16 protein-coding genes are annotated in these 17,500 nt (G+C 64.8%); 3 read left to right on the plus strand and 13 right to left on the minus strand.

Going from position 1 to position 17,500, the window contains the following annotated elements; translation table 11 throughout:
• Positions 1-110 precede the first annotated feature (110 nt).
• Entirely contained in the window at positions 111-1,535 is a 1,425-nt protein-coding gene (locus RIA72_RS04715; protein ID WP_350031169.1) for an aromatic ring-hydroxylating oxygenase subunit alpha, read from the minus strand.
• 16 nt (positions 1,536-1,551) lie between these two features.
• A complete protein-coding gene (locus tag RIA72_RS04720) occupies positions 1,552-2,781 on the minus strand; it encodes an aromatic ring-hydroxylating oxygenase subunit alpha (protein WP_350031170.1) in 1,230 nt (409 codons plus the stop codon).
• 98 nt (positions 2,782-2,879) lie between these two features.
• On the opposite strand from RIA72_RS04720, the gene RIA72_RS04725 reads away from it, so the two are divergent.
• Positions 2,880-3,416: a VOC family protein gene (locus RIA72_RS04725; protein WP_350031171.1), complete on the plus strand. Its 537-nt coding sequence runs from the start codon at positions 2,880-2,882 to the stop codon at positions 3,414-3,416.
• A 121-nt stretch (positions 3,417-3,537) separates the two neighbouring features.
• Here the strand turns inward: RIA72_RS04725 and RIA72_RS04730 are convergent, their stop codons facing one another.
• From RIA72_RS04730 to RIA72_RS04770, 9 genes are all read right to left on the minus strand, one after another.
• Entirely contained in the window at positions 3,538-4,308 is a 771-nt protein-coding gene (locus RIA72_RS04730; protein WP_350031172.1) for a helix-turn-helix transcriptional regulator, read from the minus strand.
• A 92-nt stretch (positions 4,309-4,400) separates the two neighbouring features.
• A complete protein-coding gene (locus RIA72_RS04735) occupies positions 4,401-5,609 on the minus strand; it encodes an acyl-CoA dehydrogenase family protein (RefSeq protein ID WP_350031173.1) in 1,209 nt (402 codons plus the stop codon).
• A 7-nt stretch (positions 5,610-5,616) separates the two neighbouring features.
• The gene (locus RIA72_RS04740) at positions 5,617-6,765 is read right to left on the minus strand and encodes a thiolase family protein (protein WP_350031174.1); all 1,149 of its coding nucleotides are present in this window, start codon (positions 6,763-6,765) and stop codon (positions 5,617-5,619) included.
• Entirely contained in the window at positions 6,762-7,154 is a 393-nt protein-coding gene (locus RIA72_RS04745; RefSeq protein ID WP_350031175.1) for a Zn-ribbon domain-containing OB-fold protein, read from the minus strand. Before RIA72_RS04745 ends, RIA72_RS04740 begins: the two co-directional genes overlap by 4 nt.
• Positions 7,151-8,212 (minus strand): acyl-CoA dehydrogenase family protein, encoded by a 1,062-nt coding sequence (locus RIA72_RS04750; protein ID WP_350031176.1) that lies wholly within the window; start codon positions 8,210-8,212, stop codon positions 7,151-7,153. The genes RIA72_RS04745 and RIA72_RS04750 overlap by 4 nt, the downstream gene beginning before the upstream one ends.
• Positions 8,209-9,453: a cytochrome P450 gene (locus tag RIA72_RS04755; protein WP_350031177.1), complete on the minus strand. Its 1,245-nt coding sequence runs from the start codon at positions 9,451-9,453 to the stop codon at positions 8,209-8,211. The genes RIA72_RS04750 and RIA72_RS04755 overlap by 4 nt, the downstream gene beginning before the upstream one ends.
• A 75-nt stretch (positions 9,454-9,528) precedes the next feature.
• Complete coding sequence (locus tag RIA72_RS04760) at positions 9,529-10,305, minus strand: ThuA domain-containing protein (protein ID WP_350031178.1); 777 nt, start codon at positions 10,303-10,305, stop codon at positions 9,529-9,531.
• The gene (locus RIA72_RS04765; protein ID WP_350031179.1) at positions 10,302-11,318 is read right to left on the minus strand and encodes an NADP-dependent oxidoreductase; all 1,017 of its coding nucleotides are present in this window, start codon (positions 11,316-11,318) and stop codon (positions 10,302-10,304) included. Before RIA72_RS04765 ends, RIA72_RS04760 begins: the two co-directional genes overlap by 4 nt.
• Positions 11,319-11,327: 9 nt before the next feature.
• Complete coding sequence (locus tag RIA72_RS04770) at positions 11,328-13,451, minus strand: molybdopterin-containing oxidoreductase family protein (RefSeq protein ID WP_350031180.1); 2,124 nt, start codon at positions 13,449-13,451, stop codon at positions 11,328-11,330.
• Between the two features lie 118 nt (positions 13,452-13,569).
• Here RIA72_RS04770 and RIA72_RS04775 point away from each other — a divergent pair, with 118 nt between their 5' ends.
• Positions 13,570-14,568: an NADP-dependent oxidoreductase gene (locus RIA72_RS04775; protein ID WP_350031181.1), complete on the plus strand. Its 999-nt coding sequence runs from the start codon at positions 13,570-13,572 to the stop codon at positions 14,566-14,568.
• A gap of 14 nt (positions 14,569-14,582) precedes the next feature.
• On the opposite strand, the gene RIA72_RS04780 is transcribed toward RIA72_RS04775, so the two are convergent.
• Positions 14,583-14,921: a putative quinol monooxygenase gene (locus RIA72_RS04780; protein ID WP_350031182.1), complete on the minus strand. Its 339-nt coding sequence runs from the start codon at positions 14,919-14,921 to the stop codon at positions 14,583-14,585.
• Positions 14,922-15,051: 130 nt separating this feature from the next.
• On the opposite strand from RIA72_RS04780, the gene RIA72_RS04785 reads away from it, so the two are divergent.
• Positions 15,052-15,864: an SDR family NAD(P)-dependent oxidoreductase gene (locus RIA72_RS04785; protein WP_350031183.1), complete on the plus strand. Its 813-nt coding sequence runs from the start codon at positions 15,052-15,054 to the stop codon at positions 15,862-15,864.
• Positions 15,865-15,915: 51 nt separating this feature from the next.
• Here RIA72_RS04785 and RIA72_RS04790 read toward each other — a convergent pair whose 3' ends face one another.
• Positions 15,916-17,496 (minus strand): fatty acid--CoA ligase, encoded by a 1,581-nt coding sequence (locus tag RIA72_RS04790; protein ID WP_350031184.1) that lies wholly within the window; start codon positions 17,494-17,496, stop codon positions 15,916-15,918.
• Between the last annotated feature and the right edge of the window lie 4 nt (positions 17,497-17,500).

The following is a 17,500-nucleotide window of genomic DNA, read 5'->3' on the forward strand; positions in this document are numbered from 1 at the left end:
GCGGTCATTGTCCGCCTCCGTCATGTCGGCGAAGGCCGGGATTTCATCCTCGCATCCATCCGAACCCGCAGATCCCGGCCTTCGTCGGGATGACGGGAGGGAGAACGTGTCTAGGGCAGCTGCCCATCCACATATTTCCCCAGCGTCCGATGAAAATGCCGGATGCGGCTTTCCTGATAATGACCGAGTTCGATCACGCCATTGGGTGAGGACTTCATCCCCTCCTGAACATAGGGCAGATTTTCCATGTCCTGATCGAACACGCCCGCGAGCGCGGCGCCGATCAGATGGCTGGCGCTGGCGAAGGGCTGGTCGTCGGGGATCAGGTGCATCGGTGCCGACTTGGGCGGCGTTTCGCCCTTCGGCGTGCGCATCAGGATGCGCACTTCCATCAGGCAATGATCGACGTCGCCCCACGGCCGCCAGCGATAGACGATGTTCGGCGTCAGCCCGCCCCAGGGCGCCCAGTTGGGAAAGACGTTGTAGGTGAAGTTGTCGAGCATCTCGCTGTCGGTGGCATCCGAATAATCATGCCCGTTCATTGCCGAGAAGGCGTCCCGGTTCGCCTGTGCGAGCACCTTGCGCGCCAGCATCGGGTCGTCGGCATCGAAACCTTTCAGATCGTCGGCCGACGCCGTGCTGCGCCGCGCGCGGCTGTCGCCGCCGCCGATGAATTCCTCGAGCGATTTCAGGACATAGAATTGGTCCTTGCCCTTGATATGCGGCGACATCGCGCCCGCAGGGGTGATCGCGCGGTTGAGGAAATCGCCGTAGAGGTCGTAACGCGTGTTCGCATCGGCGGTGAAGCCCAGGATCTGCGGATGGGTGACGATGCTGTGCCAGGCCTCCATGAACGCCTCGGCGACGGCTTTCCAGTTCGCCGGGATGACGCGACCGACCCACGCGCCGGTATGGCATTCGTCGAGCCGCCAATTGTCATAATGTTCGATGCCGGGGCCAACCCAGTCGCGAAAAGAGGGGAGGTCGCGATTCTCGGTGACGAGGATGAAGCCCTGCCAGCTTTCGACCTTGAGTTCGGGCAGGCTCATGTCCTTGTTCTCGAGATGTTTGAAGTCCCACGCGCAGGGCGCTTCCTTGAAACGGCCGTCGTGGTGCCAGGAAAAGCCGTGGAAGGGACAACGCAGGTGCACCGCGGGGCCACTCTCGGTGCGCAGCTTGCGGCCGCGGTGAAGACAGACATTGTAGAAGGCTTTGACCGATCCGTCCTTCTGGCGGACGAGCAATATGCTCTTTTCGTTGATGTCATAGACCACGGTGTCGCCGGGGCTGGGCATATCCTCTTCGCGCGCGGCGAACTGCCAGATGTTCGGCCACATCCGTTCGCGTTCCAGCTTGGCCCAATCCTCGCTGACATAACGCTCGATCGCGATCGGTTCGTCGCCTAGCTCCTGGTTCGATTCGACAAACAGATAGTCGGGGACGCGCCGCGTATCGGCGTTGAGCATGTCGGTGTAGCTGGTCCCCGGGCAGCGATCGTCGCGGTTCGGGTCCTGGGGCGGCGAGAGGTCGTTCATCACATGCTCCGAATAATCAGGCGATCTGGTCGAGCGGCATTTTGCACGCCGCGGCAATCGAACGGTGGACGCCGTGCAGCGCCGGCTCGTTCGCGCCCAGCACGACGCGAAAATCGTCGGGGGCGGTCATCAGATTGGCATAGCCGCTGCTCGCGACGCGATAATCCTCGGTCTGCACGACGGTCGCGGTCGCGTCATAGGCCATTTCGCACATCGCGCGATGCTCGTCGCTCTCGACCCCGAAGGGCGCATAGACCGCGAACTGGCAGAACATCTTGCCTGCCCCGTCGGGAAACAGGCGAAAGACCTGCGTGAAATAGACGCCCGGCGTTACCGCACCAAAGAAGATGACGGTGTTGGGAAAGAGGAAATGCACCCCGCCATAATCGGTCTCGGGCCATTCGCTCTCGTCCTTTCCGACGAGATTGCCGATCGACAGGTCGGGGAAACTCACCCGGTGGTGGCGGCCGATCGGTTCATAGACGTTACGGTCGCTGTAATGCGTTCCGCCGATCGTCGAGGCGTGGAGCATCTTGAAATGATAGCCTTCGCCATAGGTGTCGAGCGCGAACTTCCAGTTGGCGTCGGCGGTCAGGATGCCCTTCTTCACCGGCTCGGCGCGATGCAGTTCGAGCTGGGCGAGCACGGGCCCGAAATCGCCGAGATGCGCTGCGGCATCGATCGGCGCGCCGTCGGGATTGGCGCGCACGAAGATCAGGCCGAGATGCTCCGCGCAAGGCAGCTCGATCAGGTTCCTCGCACCGATCTCGCAGTTCGCAAAGCCTTCCTTGCCCGGCTGGCCGACGAGTTGGCCCGCGGGGTCGAAGGTCCAGGCGTGAAAGGGGCAGACGAGGCGTGGCCGCGGACCGCTCCACGGTTCCTTCTCCTCGACCAGCTTGGCGCCGCGGTGCGTGCACATGTTGAGGAACGCCCGCGCGACGCCGTCCTTGCCGCGCGTGACGAGGATCGACGGTCCGACCGAGTCGAAGACGAGCGTATCACCGGCCTTTGGAATGTCGCCCGACAGCCCGGCGACGATCGGCTCGTTCCGGAAAATATGCTCCATCTCTGCGGCGTTGCGCGCGTCGCTTGTATAGATCGACTTGTGCAGCGGCAGCGGCGCGTCGGCGCGGTCGGTGCGGTTTTCGGCGATGATCGCGACCAGTTTGCGCAAACCCGCGCGCGCGTTGCGTTTGCGGACGGCGAACCAGTCCTGCGATGCGATCTTGGGATCGGACTCGGCCATGGCACTTCCTCACATTTTGCCCAGTATGACTCCGGGTCTCGAAAGGCTTATCGCACAAAGGCTGGCGCTTGTGCGCTATCGCTTTTGAGGGGAGAGACATGGCCGCACCCGCAACGCTGGCGTCGCTCGGCGACATCATGCAGCTCGCTTTTGTGCCGCGCGACTTCGATGCCGCGGTGAAGCATTGGACCGCGGTGATGGGCGCGGGCCCCTTCTTCCTGCTGCCCAATGTGTCGCTCCCCGGCGGGCGCTATCGAGGCGAAGCGAGCGAGCCGGTCTTCACCATGGCGCTCGGATATTGGGGCGACATGCAGATCGAGCTGATCCGGCCCGAAAATGATGCCAGGTCGCTTTATCGCGGCGAATATGCGGTGGGCGAAGGGCTGCACCATGTGTGCGTGCTGGTCGATTCGATCGCCGAGGCGCGGGCGCGCTGCGCGGAGGTCAAGGCGGAGATCATCTTCGAGGCGCCGGTCGGCGACACCGGCGGAGTGATCTATGCCGACCCCGGCACGGGGCCGGGAACGCTGGTCGAACTGCTCGAACCGCAGGCGGGCACGCGCGAGCTGTTCGCGATGATGCGCGATGCGGCGAAGGACTGGGACGGGAGCGCGCCGCTCAGATCGCTCGGTTAGGGCGGCTTATCGGCGAAGGCTTAATCATTGCGAGCGAAGCGACGCAATCCAGAGCGGTTTGCGCATGCTCTGGATTGCCGTGTCGCCTTCTGCTCCTCGCAATGACGACGGCATAACGGGCTTAGCTATTCGCGCCCAGATACCCCAGCTGCCCCGCCTTGAAGATCGTTTGTGCGCGGTTGACCGAGTTCAGCTTCTCGCCCGCGCGGTGGACGTGATAGCGCACCGTCGCGTGGCTCAGCGAGATGATCATCCCGATCTCGCGGTCGGTTTTGCCGATCGCCGCCCAGCGCAGGCATTCGACCTCGCGCTTCGACAGTTCGCAGTCGGACGGGATGCGCCGCTTGGTGCGCATCGCCGATGCATAGCCCGCGATAAAGCGGCGCGTCGCGGCGCCCAGAATATGTCCGATCGCGGCGAACTGGTCGGAGAGATCGGTGATTTCATGATCCATCGGATGAAAGCTGTTCGCCGAAATCTGGCCGAACGGAAGATGGACCGGCACGACGATGGCCGCCTGATAGCGCTGGTTGGCAGCGAAATAGCGCGAAAGATCAATGTCATCGAGATAGGGGTTGGGGACCGCAGTACGAAAACCCTCCCCATTGCACCAGAAGGCTTCGCTCTCGTAACGGCACGAACGCGGCAGCGGCGAATGAAGCGCCAGCCGGTGGTCCTCCCACCAGCGTTCGCCATCGCCGAGCCAGCCGAACAGGTCGGCGGCAAGTACCGCGCCGTCGGCGTCGACCATCGTTTCTTTGGACGCAATGTCGTCGCACAGCGCGGCGCGCAGGCCATGCGAGGCGGCGTAGTCGCGCAAGGCGACCGCCGCGTCGTGGATATCCTCCACACAGCGGACGGTAACCGCTTCGACGAGCGCTCTCGTCGTCATCGGCGACGCGAGCCCGTCGTCCGGCAGCCTGGCTGCTCTCTCTCCCACGACCGGGACTATTTCACACTGGCCGGCAAGTCGCAATGCATGTGTCATAGGCGTAGCACCGTTTTTGCTATGATGTTTTTCTGAACTTCGCTCGACCCGCCGAACACGGTCCAGGCGCGGCTGTTGAGATAACGGGCGGCGGCGACCTGGGCGTCCTCGTCCCCGATCGCAGGCGGGGCTTCGTTGCCGTAGAGCGGGCGGATCGTGGGGAGTTGCAGGCCATCATAGCCGTGCAGATCCATCGCCATCGCGTCGATGCGCTGATGGAGTTCGGATGAGACGAGCTTGACGAGCGAGGTTTGCGGTCCCGCCGCGCGCCCTTTGGCGATGTCCACCAAAATGCGCAGTTCGGTCGTTTCGAGCGCTTCGGCCTCCAGCCGCAGCCTGGCGATCCGCGTTGCGATCTGCACGTCGCCTGCCAGCGATCCGTTGTGCCCGCTGGGCGCAATCCCCGCCAGCTGTTCCAGATGGTCGATGGCACGGATCAGTCGCGGGGCATGAAAGGACCCGCCGCGTTCATTTTCGAGCAGAAATTTCGCGATGGTCCAGCCCTGCCCCTCTTCGCCAATACGGTTGTCGATCGTGGTCCGTGCGCCGTCGAGGAAGACCTGGTTGACTTCATGGTCGCCCGCCATGGTGACGATGGGCGATACGGTGACGCCGGGCTGGTCCATGGGGATGAGGAGAAAGCTGATCCCCGCCTGTTTTTTCACTTCGCTGTCGGTGCGGACGAGGCAGAAGATCCAGTTGGCGTGATGCGCGTGCGTCGTCCAGATTTTCGACCCGTCGACGACATATTCGTCGCCGTCGCGCCGCGCGCGGGTGCGTAGCGAGGCAAGATCGGAGCCGCTCTGCGGTTCGGAATAGCCCTGGCACCAATAATCGGTGCCGGCGCGGATTGCGGGCAGGAAACGGTCCTTCTGCTCCTGCGTTCCGAAGGCGCAGATGACGGGGCCCACGAGGCGGAGGCCGAGCACCGACAGCGCCGGCGCGCCGGCGATCGCGCATTCCTTTTCAAAGATATAGCGCTGCATCGGCGTCCAGCCGGTGCCCCCGCATTCCTCGGGCCAATGATAGGCGACCCAACCCTTGTCGTTGAGGATGCGGTGCCAGACGAGGCCGATGTCGGGTTCGACGAAGACGCCGGGGGTGCGCCGCGCGCCATCGCGGACATGGTGGGGCAGCGACGTGCGGAGGAAGTCGCGGACCTCCTCGCGGAAATCCAGTTCGTCCTTGGTGAGGTCTAAATCCATAAATCCACTAACGCTCGAGAATCGCGACCGCCGACAGGCCGGGCGCGCCATAGACATGGGAATAGCCCACCTTGGGACCGTTCGGCACCTGCCGCTCGCCGCCGCGACCACGCAGTTGCACCGTATTTTCATAGACTTGCCTGAGGCCCGAGGCGCCGATGGGCTCGCCGCAGGCGAGGCAGCCGCCGTCGGTGTTGATCGGCATCCTGCCGCCGATCTCGCTCCAGCCCTCGGCCAGCCATTGTTCCTGCTCGCCGTCGGCGCAGAAGCCGTTTTCGGCCATATGCATGATTTCGGCGCCGCTTTCGGTGTCCTGCAATTGCGCGACCGAAACATCCTGGGGGCCGATGCCCGCCATTTCAAAGGCTGCCTTGCTCGCGATCTCGGTCGGCTTGCCGCCGCCCTCGACGCTGATCGAGGGGGCGAAGACCTCGAACGATCCTTCGGGGCGGGTGCGAAAGGCGACGCTGGCAATGCGTACCGCGTCGGAGCCGAGTTCTCGCACCTTCCTGCCGCTGGCAAGGATCAGCGCAACTGCGCCCTCGGCGGGCGAGCAGAACATATATTTGGTCAGCGGGTCGTTGATCATCGGCGCGTTCAGGATCGTATCGAGGTCGACGGGCGAGCGGCGCCAAGCGTGGTCGCAGAGTGTGCCGTTGCGAAACGCCTTTTCGGCGACCAGCCCCAGCGCGCGGCGGCTGATCCCGTGGAGCGCCATATAGCGCTGGATCTTGAGTGCGAAAAATTGCGTCGTCAGCATCATGCCCGTCTCGCCATACCATTCGGGCAGGCCATATTCGGCGGGCTTGGCGTTGAAGGCGCCGCGCGGATGCTTGTCGAACCCCACCGCGAGTGCGATGTCGCAGGCCCCGGCAGCGACGGCATTGCGAGCCGAGGTCAGCGCGCTGCCCCCGGTCGCGCATCCATTCGACACGTTGATGAAGGGCACGCTTGTCAGGCCCAATTCGTTGACCATGATGTCGGCCGATCCCGCGGCCGCCGAACCGCCATAAGCGAATTCGACGTCGCCCCACTCAATGCCGGCGTCGCCGAGCGCCTGGCGCACCGCGAAGACGCCCTGATCGCGACCCGATCGTCCGTCGGTGCGGCCAAAAGGATGGATACCCGCGCCGATGATATAGACGTCGTCGTTCATGGCTGGTGCTCCGGGCGGAAGGCATAGGTCGACCGCCTGTCGTCGAAAGGAACGACGGCAAAGATCATCGGCATTCCGATGATCAGGTCGGCGGGGCTGGCATCGACGATCCGTGTCTCGACGATCACCTCGCCGGCAAGCTCGACATAACCGATGAGGAAGGGGCGAAACGGCTGCGGCCCGTCATAAGGCTCCTTCGGCTCGAACCCCTGCGTGGTCCACGACCATAGGGTGCCGCGGCGTGACAGTGCGACGGGTTCGACCGTCGCCGCGGCATCGCCCGACGGAAAGGGAAAGACGATCTGTCCGTTCGCGCCGCGTCCGCCGATCAGCCGGGGTTCGGGCTCGTCGGTCCACAGGCCCGGCGCGATCGGGGCGAGCGCGCTCACGCCGCCCTCGCATAGCTGCGCAGGCAATGGTCCTGATCGCCGAAGAGCCGATCGAGCAGCATCACGCGCTTCAAGCCATGGCCGATGGCGAGTTCATCGGTCTGGCCCATGCCGCCGTGCATCTGGACGGCCTCCAGTCCGATCCGCATGCCCACCTCGCCGACATAGGCCTTGGCGCCCGCCGCAACCCGCGACCAGTTTGCATCGTCGCTCGTGGGATCGAGCATGGCGGTCCGGAGCACCATCGAGCGAGCGAGTTCGAGCGCGGCATAGCATTCGACGAGCCGGTGCTGGAGCGCCTGGAAACTGCCGATCGCCACCCCGAATTGCTCGCGTTCGCGGACATAGGCGAGTGTGTCGTCGAACATCGTCTGCGCCAGTCCGACCATCTCGGCGGCCGCAAGCAGGCGTACGTCGCCGAGAATGCGCGCGAATTTCGTCGCGGGCAGGTCGAAAATTTCGGCCGGCGCGCGATGAAAGTCGATCGCACCCGCATGGGATCCATCGATGACCGGATAGACCTGATGAACGAGGCTGCCGCCATTCCGCGCGACTTTGCCAAGACGGTTTCCGGCAAGGGTGACGAGCAGGGTGTCGGCGATGGCCGCGCCGGGTACGAAGGTCTTGGCGCCGGTAATCGCGTCGCCGTCGGCCGTCGTTCCCACGGCTTCGTCCGCGTAGCGTCGCTCGGGCTCAGCAAAGGCGACCGCGGCCAGCCGCGACCCCGCGATCAATTGTTCGACGAGCGCGGCATCACCCGCTGCCGCGGCGAGACGGATCGGCAGAACGCCGTTCTCCAGCCAGGGATCGATGGCAAGCCCCTTGCCGAGCGCCTCGGCGGCAAGCGCGAGATCGACCATGGTTCCCCCCAGTCCACCCATCGCTTCGGGCGCCGCGAGGGCAAGCAGGCCAAGGTCGGCGACCTCCTGCCAGCGCGGGCGGGGGTAGCCGCCATCGGTCTTGCGCATCGCGTGGCGCGCGGCGATGTCGACCGGGCCGAGGAAACGGCCGATAGTGTCGCGCGTCAGCAGCTGGTCTTCGTCGAGGTCGAAATTCATGCGCGCCGCCGGAAGGTGACGGGAAGGGTGGTGAGGCCGCGCAGCAGCATGTTCGGAGGCCAGCTGGGCTGATGGCCGTCGGCGAGGCGGAAATCGGTAAGCCGTGTCAGCAGTTCGGAATAGGCGACCGCCATTTCCTTGCGGCTGAGCATATTGCCGACGCACATATGAATGCCCTTGCCGAAGGCGAGGTGACTGCGCGCATTGGCGCGTTCGATGTCGAAGCGGTCGGGATCGGAAAATTTGGCGGGATCGCGGTTCGCCGCGGCGTAGCGCAGTTGCACCATCGCGCCCTTGGGGATCGCCACGCCCCCGAGTTCGGTATCTTTCAGAACCAGGCGCCACATGCCCGCGGTCGGGCTTTCGATGCGCAGCACTTCCTCGACAAGGTTGATGATCGCGCGTTCATTCCCTTCGTCGACGGCAGCGACCGCCTTTGCCATCTGGTCGGGATTCTCGATCAACTGGAGCAGCCCGCCCGCGAGCGCTGAGGTGGTCGTTTCGTTCCCCGCCACCATCAGCTGCTGCATGATCGAGAGGATTTCGGCATCTTCGAGCGGGCGTTCGCCGTCGACCGCGGCATAGACGAGGTCGGAGAGCAGATCGTCGGTGCGGTTGGCGCGGCGTTCGTCGATCTTTGCCTTCACATGATGCTGGAATTCGACGACTTCGCGCGCGCACTCAAGCTCGCGTTCCTTGGGGATCATCCGGCCGAGCCGGTCGACAAAAGCGTCGGACCACCGCTTCACCTTGTCGAGTTCGCCGTCCATGCCGATCTGGCTCGCGATCATCGCGACGGGCAGCGGAATGCCGAAATCGCGGACGAAGTCGGCTTCGCCCTTTCCGGCCATGCGGTCGATCAGTCTGGCGACGACCCCGCGCATATCTTCTTCGATCGCGGCGACGCGCTTCATCGAGAAGGCGAGGTTGACGAGCTTGCGAAAGCGCGTGTGTACCGGCGGGTCGGCGGTCAGCAGCGTGTCGACCTGCGGCCAGCCTTCAGACAGGATCGCGGCGACATCGCCATCCTCGGCCATCGCGCCCGACAGCGTCCCCTGAAAATTGTTCGAAAAGGTTTCGACGTCGCCCGTCGCCTGTGCGCAAAGGTCATAGGAGAGGACGAGGAACATGCCGTCGGACAATTGAACCACGGGGCTCTTCGGCATCCACGCGCGATAATAATCGAACGGGTCCGCGATGACCTGCGGATCAAAAAAACTGCTTGCGGCGATGTCGTTCACGCGCCTCTTCCCTCGATCTTTTCGTTGTGCCCCCGACTATATTCAGCCGTCCGGCCGGGGCGATGCACATTTTCGTTAGGCAGCAGCGACATGCGCAAGCGCATTGGCGAGCAATCGGCGGAAGTTCGCATCTGCATAGGCTGCCGGCCCGTCGCCGGGTTGCAGGTAGACGAGTTTCCCTGCACCAATCGGCTTTTCCCACGCGATCACATCGCTTTCGGGGCGATGATCCCAACCGACGTTGCTGAACATCCGCCCGTCCACGGCCTGCGCCGCCGAATAGAAATTCTCGCGGACAAAGCCATGGTCGGCGCGCAGCAGGGGTTGGGTCGCGCCCCACACCGGCGCCAGATACAGCTCGTCGCAGAGCGGGAAACGCGCGGGGAGGCCCATGGTGACCGGATGGTGGGGATCGAGCACCACCGCGTCGTAGCGAACGGCGTGACGATAGCCCGAATCGAGGTGGAACTCGCCATTGGCTTCGCCCGGCGCATAGAGGAAGCGCCCGCCGATCATGGCCGCCCATTCGGGCCATTCGGCCCAGCCGGCGATCGCATGGTGCATCGCCACCGCCCCGCCGCCGCGAGCGAAAAAGCCGGTAATCGCGCGGCGGTAGGGGAAGGAGGGCGGCCGCGTTGATGCCGCTCCGCCTTCGAAGCTGTAGCCGGGCATATCGTAAAAGAGGATCGCGTCGGCGTCGTTCGCCGCCCCTTCCGCGACGGCGGCCTCGGCTTCGGGGTGGATCAGGTGCGTGACCGTCCAGCCGTCGAGGCTTGCGAGCAGTTCGGCGAAGGGTTCGGCTTCATAGGGATGACCGCCCGACAGGACGAGAAGTTTGGAAGGTCCGGTCATGCGATTTTGAGGATCATCTTGCCCTGGTTGCTACCGGCAAACAGACGCATGAAGGCGTCGAAGCTGTTTTCGATGCCTTCGTCGACATGCTCGTCGGCGACGAGCCTGCCCTGTTGCAGCCAGCCCGCCATTTCGGCGCCGCCTTCGGCAAAACGGTCGATATAGTCGGCGACGAGCAGCCCGCGGATCGAGGCGCGGTGGACGATCAGCTGCCAGATATTGCGCGCGCCGACCTTTTCGACCGAATTATACTCGCTGATCAGCCCGCAAAGTCCGATGCGTGCACCGTGGCGCAAATTCATCAGCCCTGCGTCGAGAATGTCGCCGCCGACATTTTCAAAGATGACGTCGACGCCGTCGGGCGCCTCGGCTGCGATTGCGGCGGTCAGCGCCGCAAGATCCTTGCCGCGATAGTCGATGGCAGCGTCGAAGCCATAGCGGCCCATCAGCTTGGCGCATTTCTCCGGCCCACCCGCGATGCCGATCACCTTGCTCGCGCCCTTGATCTTCGCGATCTGCCCGACGAGCGAGCCGACCGCGCCCGCGGCGCCCGTCACCAGCACGACGTCGCCACCCTTGGGCTCGCACACATCGATATAGCCGAAATAGGCGGTCATCCCGACCGCGCCGAGTATCGATAGATAGTTGGTGACCGACGGGACGAGCGCGGTGTCGATCGGCTGGGTGAAACCACCGACGGTTCCGACCGAATAATCCTCGATCCCGTTGAGGCCCAGTACCCACTGGCCGGGCTCGAAGCCATCGGCCTTGCTCGCTTCGACGATCCCGACCGTGGTGGCGCGCACCGGGGTGCCGAGCGGGATCGGCGGCATATAGCTTGGCGCATCGTCCATCCAGCCGCGGATCGCCGGGTCGAGCGAGGCGTAATGGTTGCGGATCAGGAACTGGCCGTCGGCAAGCTCCGGCGCGGGTTCGGTGACGAGTGAGAAGTCCGCCTGCACGGGTTCGCCATTGGGGCGTCGGACGAGCAGGAAGCGGCGATTGTCAGGCATGAAAACTCCTCAGGCGGGAACGATGGAAACCGGGATCGCGCTTTGCAGCGACTGGCCGGTGATGGGGTCAAAGAGGGCGCTCTCGCTGACGAGGCGGTTGGTCGAGGCGCCATGTTCGTGGACGCCCTCCGCGCCGATGTCGGGGCCGCCGAAGGCATGCGCCATCGACACGACGCCGGGGCGCATATTTTCGGCGGCGCGCGCGACCGCGACGACCTCGCCCGCGGCCGAGCGGATGCGCACCGTGTCGCCGTCGGCGCAGGGGATGAGCGCCAGATCATCGGGATGCAGGAAAGCGGGGTTGGTCGTGCGCTTGGCACGCAGCGCAGGCAGGTTCTGCCCCGTCGAGTTGAAGCGGTGGCGGCTGCGGCGCGACACCAGGCGCCAAGGAAAGCCGGGTGTCGGCCGATCGGCGGCGGCATAGGCGATCAGCTGATCGGGCATCGCGCCCGCGGTCAGGTCGAACCGGCCCGGCGCATCGGGGTCGCCTGCCTCGACGACGGGATGAAGATCGGCATAGATCACCGCCCGGCCATCCTCGCTATCGCGGCGGACCTGGCTGGGCGCGACGGCACAGCCCGCGACCATCAGGTCAAGGAAGGCTTCCTTCGTCGGCCTCTCGTCCATCGGGCAGGCCCCGCCCGCGAGCGGCAGGCCGGTGCCCATACGGCGCGCGAGTTCCCAGAGCATCTCCCATTCCTCGAGCAGCCCTTCGGGCGCCTCGATCATCGCCTCGGTATAGCGGGCGTAGGGGATTTCGTACCACCATTCGGAAAGGTTGCTGATGTCTTCGCGTTCGAGGCACATTTTGGGCGCGAGGATATATTCGGCACGCCTGGCGGTCGCGGATTCGGCGTTGACGTCGATCGAGACGAGCAGGTCGAGCCCGTTCAGCGCCCGCACCATCTTGTCCTGGTCGGGGAAGGCGACCAGCGGATTGCCGCCGATCACGATCAGCGCGCGAACCTGGCCTTCACCCGGGGTCAGCATTTCGTCGGCAAGCACGTTGCACGGCATTTCCGTGCCGAGATGGGTGAGTCCGCGGATGCGCGAGGCGGGGAAACCCTCGCCAAAGAGCGCCATTGGCGGCGCAACCTGCGCGCGGCGTGGGGTGACGGGGGTGAAGACGCGCGGGGTCGAGCTTTTGTCACCCTCGCGGCAAAAGCGCCCGCAGATGATGTTGAGCGACGAGACCAGATATTGGGTGAGCGTGCCGTTGCCCGCCATTTCGGGTCCCGTGCCGGTCGAAACGACGCCCTTGGTGCCGTTCGCGAACATGCGCGCGGCGGCGACGAGCTGGCTTTCCTCGACACCCGCGCGTGTCGCCGCGACGTCGGGCGTGAAGGGCGCGACTGCGCGCTGCAGCTCGTCGAGACCGTCGACGTAGCGCTGGACGAACGGCTTGTCGTAGAGGCCTTCGGCGAGGATGACGTGGATTATCCCGGCGAGCAATGCGGGGTCTTCGCCCGGCCGCACGGGCAGATGGATATGCGCGAGCGCTGCGACGTCGCTCTGCCGCGGGTCGGCGACGATCAGCTTCAATCCGCCATCGAGCGCGTCGCGCAGGCGCCGCGAGGGCGAGAAGGGCGGCAGGCCGCCCGGCGGTCCGTAGTGCGAAACGATCGGGTTATTGCCGATGAAGAAGGCGACATCGGCCTCGCTGAACGTGTGCATCCCGCCCATCCAGCTGCCGTAGCGCATCGTCGTATAGACTTTCGCGGGCTGGTCGAGCGTCACCGACGTATAGATGTTGCGCGTGCCGAGCCCTTGCGCGAAAGCCATCGCGCTGCCGACGCCGGCGCTGTTCTGAAAGGCGTAGGTGCCGGCATAGACGGCGACCGCGTGCGGGCCGTGTTCGGCGATGAGAGCCGACAGTTTCGCGCCGATCTCGTCGAGCGCCGCGTCCATCGCAATGTCCTCGAACCCGTTCTCGGTGCGCTTTTGTGACACGGTCAGCCGCTGCGGTCCGTGATGCGCTTCGGCAAGCTGGCGGCCCTTGATACAGGTATAGCCGCCGAATACCGGGTCGTCGGGATCGCCCTGAACCTTGAGGACGCGGCCGTCGTCGATCGTGACCAGCATCGCGCAATTGGCATGACAAAAGCGGCAGAAACTGCGGCGGACCTCGGCCATTCTTTCTCTCCCTGATCGCACCCTACGCCTCGGCGCATTTCGCGCGACTGGCACTTTTGGCGGTGGCTGGCGGCGCCAGGCGGGAGCAGTTTCGGGGCAGAAACAGGGGAGAACATCGATGCCGACATCGCGCCAGTGGCTGCTCAACGGACATCCGCGCGGGCGAGGGATCAAGGATGGCGATTTCAAGCTGGCCGAAACCGACGTCGCCGCCCCCGGCGCGGGCGAAGTGCTCCTGAAGACGCTCTATCTGGGCTTCGATCCGGCGCAGAAAGGCTGGATGGAAAATATCGCCGACTATGTCGCGCCGATGGCGATCGGCGACGTGATGCGCGGCAGCGCGATCAGCGAGGTGGTGGAGAGCAATCATCCAGGCTTTGCGGTCGGCGACCTCGTCATGGGGTCGACCGGCTGGACCGAATGGCATGTGTCGAACGGCGAGGGATTGGTGAGGATCGAGACCGGGCTGCCGCCCACGGCGATGCTCTCGGTGCTCGGGACCACGGGTGTGACCGCCTATTGCGGGCTGTTCAAGGTCGGGCGCCCGGTCGCGGGCGACACGGTGCTGGTGTCCGGCGCGGCGGGGGCGACGGGATCGGTCGTCGGGCAGCTTGCCAAGATCGCCGGGTGCCGCGCGGTCGGCATCGCGGGCGGCGCGGACAAGTGCCGCTGGCTTGTCGAGGAAGCGGGTTACGACGCGGCGATCGACTACAAGGCAGGCAATATCCGGGGGCAGATCAAGGAGCATTGCCCCGGCGGCGTGAACGTCATCTTCGACAATGTGGGCGGCGCGATCCTCAACGACATGCTCGGCGAGATCGCGACCGGCGCGCGCGTCGTCGTGTGCGGCGGGATCAGCCGCTACGAGATGGGGACGCTGCCGGCGGGGCCACAGAATTATTTCAACCTGATCTTTCGCCGCAGTTCGATGGCGGGTTTTATCGTGCTCGACTGGGCGAGCGAGTTTCCCGAAATCCGCAAAAGGCTGGAGGGTTTTGTGCTCGACGGCCGCCTCAACTATCGTGAGGATGTGCAGCACGGCTTCGAAAACGCCCCCGCAACGCTCAAGCGCCTGTTCAGCGGTCAGAACCGCGGCAAGCAGCTGCTGAAGCTCTAAGGCAAACGGGAGCTTCAGTCGAACGCGGCCGTCGCGACGCCCGCGGCGTTATAGACAGGCGCTTCGCGCGCGACGGCAAATTTGCGGCTGACGGCATTCGTCAAACCAAAACCCGAAACATGCGCTAACATGCCGCGATATTGGGGGCCGGCCAGATGGGCGGCGAGCGCCGCTTCGCTTTCCCATTCTTCAAAGACATGGACGCGCGCGGGATGGTGCGGGTCGGCGGTCCAGAAATAGCCGAGGCATCCCGGCTGCGCCTGCGCACCCTCGATCCACCGGCGCGCGCCTTCCAGCGCTTCGGCGCGGCGCTCCGGATCAATATCGACTTTCGCTTCGATCACTATCTTCATGGTCCCGCTCCCTGTTGGCTTGCGGCCTGTCTGACCCCGATTGAGGTGCGCGGCCATGCACATTTTTGCCAAGCGCGCTGCGTTAGCCGTTGTGGCACCCCATGCTGCGATAAACGAAGGGAGAGGTTCCATGGGCAGACTGGCTGGCAAGCGCGCCGTCATCATCGGCGCGGCAACGAAGGACAATATGGCGCAGGTCACGGCCCGCCTGTTCGCGCGCGAAGGGGCCAGCGTGCTGGTGGCCGGGCGCAAGCAGGCCGCGCTCGAAGCGCTCGCGCAAGAGATCGGCGGACATTCGGCGGTGTGCGACCTCACATCCCGGTCGTCGGTCTTTGCGCTCGCCGACGCCGCGCGCGACGCGATGGGCGGCGTCGATGTCGCCATCAATGCGAGCGGCTGGGGCTTGCTCAAACCGCTTCTCGACGTGACCGAAGACGAACTCGATGCGATCGTCGCGCTTCAGTTCACGGGCGTGCATCATTTCCTGCAGGCCTTTGTCGGCGCGATGCTGGAAAACGATCCGAGTGGAGGGTCGATCATCCAGCTTTCGTCGGCGACGACGCGGGCCGTGATCAGCAACCATGCCGCCTATATTGGGACCAAGGCCGGGTCCGAGGCGCTGATCCGCTGCGTGGCCAATGATTTCGGCGCGGCCGGCATCCGCGCGAATATCGTTTCGCCGGCCTTCACCGAATCGCCGATGACCAAGGACGCCTTTGCGACGCCCGGTCTGGTCGATGCCTTTTTGCCGCGCTATCCGCTGGGACGGCTCAACACTGCCCAGGACGTCGCCAATGCCTGCCTCTGGCTTGCAAGCGACGAGGCCTTCGTCACCGGCGAAAATCTGCAACCGAACGGGGGGTTGAGGCTCCGCGGCAACCCGCAGGAGGCGGACATTGCCGCCGCCGTGGGCGCGGCAATGGCGAAATTGCAGGCACAATAAACGCCATCGTCATTGCTTCGCTCGCAATGACGAAACTTTTGGGAGCAAGCCTCAGCCGATTGCCCGCTCGCGTCCTTCCCAATAGGGCGCGCGCAGGTCGCGGCGCAAAATCTTGCCCGAAGGGTTGCGTGGCAATGCGGCGATGAAGTCGACCGACTTGGGGCATTTATATCCCGCGATGCGTGCCCGCGCCCAACCGATAATTTCGGCGGCGTCGGCGCTCGCGCCTTCGTGCAGCACGACACAGGCCTTCACCGCCTCACCCCATTTGTCGTCGGGGACGCCGACCACGGCGACGTCGGCAACCGCGGGGTGGCCGTAAATCGCATTCTCGACCTCGGCCGGATAGACATTCTCGCCGCCCGAGATGATCATGTCCTTCACCCGGTCGTGGAGGTAGAAATAGCCGTCCTCGTCGGTGTAACCCGCATCACCGGTGCGCAGCCAGCCGTCGGCGTCGATCGTCTCCGCCGTGGCTTCGGGACGCCCCCAATATTCGCGCATATTGGCCTGGGTGCGGATCGCGATCTCGCCGATCGCGCGCGGGGGCAGGGGATTGCCGTCGCCATCGATCACGCGCATCTCCACCCCGCGCAGCGGCTTGCCGACCGACCGCATCCGTTCGTTGCCCGCGGGGTCATGATCTTCGGGCGGGAGCGCGGCGATCGTGCCCGAGGTCTCGGTCATCCCATACATCTGAACGAAGCCGCACTGAAAGACGTCGATGCACTGGCGCAGAAGGTCGAGCGGGATCGGCGAAGCGCCATAGGCGATATGGCGCAGGCGCGAAAAATCGACTTCGCGCGCACGCGGCTGACCCACGATGATCTGCATCGCCGCGGGAACCAGGAAGATTTTGGAGATGCCATAGGCCTCGATCAAATCGAGCACGCCGCCGGGGTCGAACTCGCGGGTGATGACGCCAGTTGCGCCGTTGATCATCACGGTGATGCCATATCCGGTGCCGCCGATGTGAAAGCACGGCATCGCGACCAGCCCGACGTCGCCTTCGTCCCACCGTTCCCAATCGGCCTGGAGCGCCGCGTCGCGGTCGAGCTTCGACCGCAGCACCGACCCGTTGGTGAGCACCGCGCCCTTGGGCTTGCCCGTGGTGCCCGACGTGTACATCTGGATGACCGCATCGCCTTCGCCGCGCGGGACATCAGGATCGGCGGCGGAGAAGCCGTCGCGCCAAGTTCGGTAATCGGGAAAGCCGCTTGCGGCGCCTTCGGTCGCCAGGACATGCTCCACCCCCCGAAAGGCATCGCGGTTCGCCGCCACAAGATCGGCAAATTCGGGTCCGACGAACAGAATGCGCGCGCGGCAATCGTCGATGATCCACATGATTTCGGGAACCGCCAGCCGCCAGTTGATCGGCGTCATCACACCGCCTGCCTTGGCGGTGGCCATCAGCAGCTCGAAATAGAGATCGCTGTTCTTGCCGAGATAGGCGACGCGGTCGTCGGGTTTCAGGTCCAGCGCGATCAGCGCGTTCGCGGCGCGGTTGCTGTTCGTGTCGAAGGCGGCATAGCTGGTCGCGCGGCCCTCGAAATGAAAAAGGATGCGATCGGGCCGCTCGCGGGCGTTGATCCGCGCTACGTCGGCGACGCGCTGGAAAGCTGCGACTTTCACGGAC

The organism is Sphingopyxis sp. (assembly GCF_040216815.1).
Taxonomy (GTDB): Bacteria; Pseudomonadota; Alphaproteobacteria; order Sphingomonadales; family Sphingomonadaceae; genus Sphingopyxis.

Excerpts from the sequence above, each read along its gene's own strand:
- RIA72_RS04770 (WP_350031180.1), bottom strand. The coding sequence starts at position 13,451 with ATGGCCGAGGTCCGCCGCAGTTTCTGCCGCTTTTGTCATGCCAATTGC.
- RIA72_RS04780 (WP_350031182.1), bottom strand. The coding sequence starts at position 14,921 with ATGAAGATAGTGATCGAAGCGAAAGTCGATATTGATCCGGAGCGCCGC.
- RIA72_RS04735 (WP_350031173.1), bottom strand. The coding sequence starts at position 5,609 with ATGGATTTAGACCTCACCAAGGACGAACTGGATTTCCGCGAGGAGGTC.
- RIA72_RS04750 (WP_350031176.1), bottom strand. The coding sequence starts at position 8,212 with ATGAATTTCGACCTCGACGAAGACCAGCTGCTGACGCGCGACACTATC.
- RIA72_RS04760 (WP_350031178.1), bottom strand. The coding sequence starts at position 10,305 with ATGACCGGACCTTCCAAACTTCTCGTCCTGTCGGGCGGTCATCCCTAT.
- RIA72_RS04740 (WP_350031174.1), bottom strand. The coding sequence starts at position 6,765 with ATGAACGACGACGTCTATATCATCGGCGCGGGTATCCATCCTTTTGGC.
- RIA72_RS04785 (WP_350031183.1), top strand. The coding sequence starts at position 15,052 with ATGGGCAGACTGGCTGGCAAGCGCGCCGTCATCATCGGCGCGGCAACG.
- RIA72_RS04725 (WP_350031171.1), top strand. The coding sequence starts at position 2,880 with ATGGCCGCACCCGCAACGCTGGCGTCGCTCGGCGACATCATGCAGCTC.
- RIA72_RS04765 (WP_350031179.1), bottom strand. The coding sequence starts at position 11,318 with ATGCCTGACAATCGCCGCTTCCTGCTCGTCCGACGCCCCAATGGCGAA.
- RIA72_RS04730 (WP_350031172.1), bottom strand. The coding sequence starts at position 4,308 with ATGACGACGAGAGCGCTCGTCGAAGCGGTTACCGTCCGCTGTGTGGAG.
- RIA72_RS04715 (WP_350031169.1), bottom strand. The coding sequence starts at position 1,535 with ATGAACGACCTCTCGCCGCCCCAGGACCCGAACCGCGACGATCGCTGC.
- RIA72_RS04720 (WP_350031170.1), bottom strand. The coding sequence starts at position 2,781 with ATGGCCGAGTCCGATCCCAAGATCGCATCGCAGGACTGGTTCGCCGTC.
- RIA72_RS04775 (WP_350031181.1), top strand. The coding sequence starts at position 13,570 with ATGCCGACATCGCGCCAGTGGCTGCTCAACGGACATCCGCGCGGGCGA.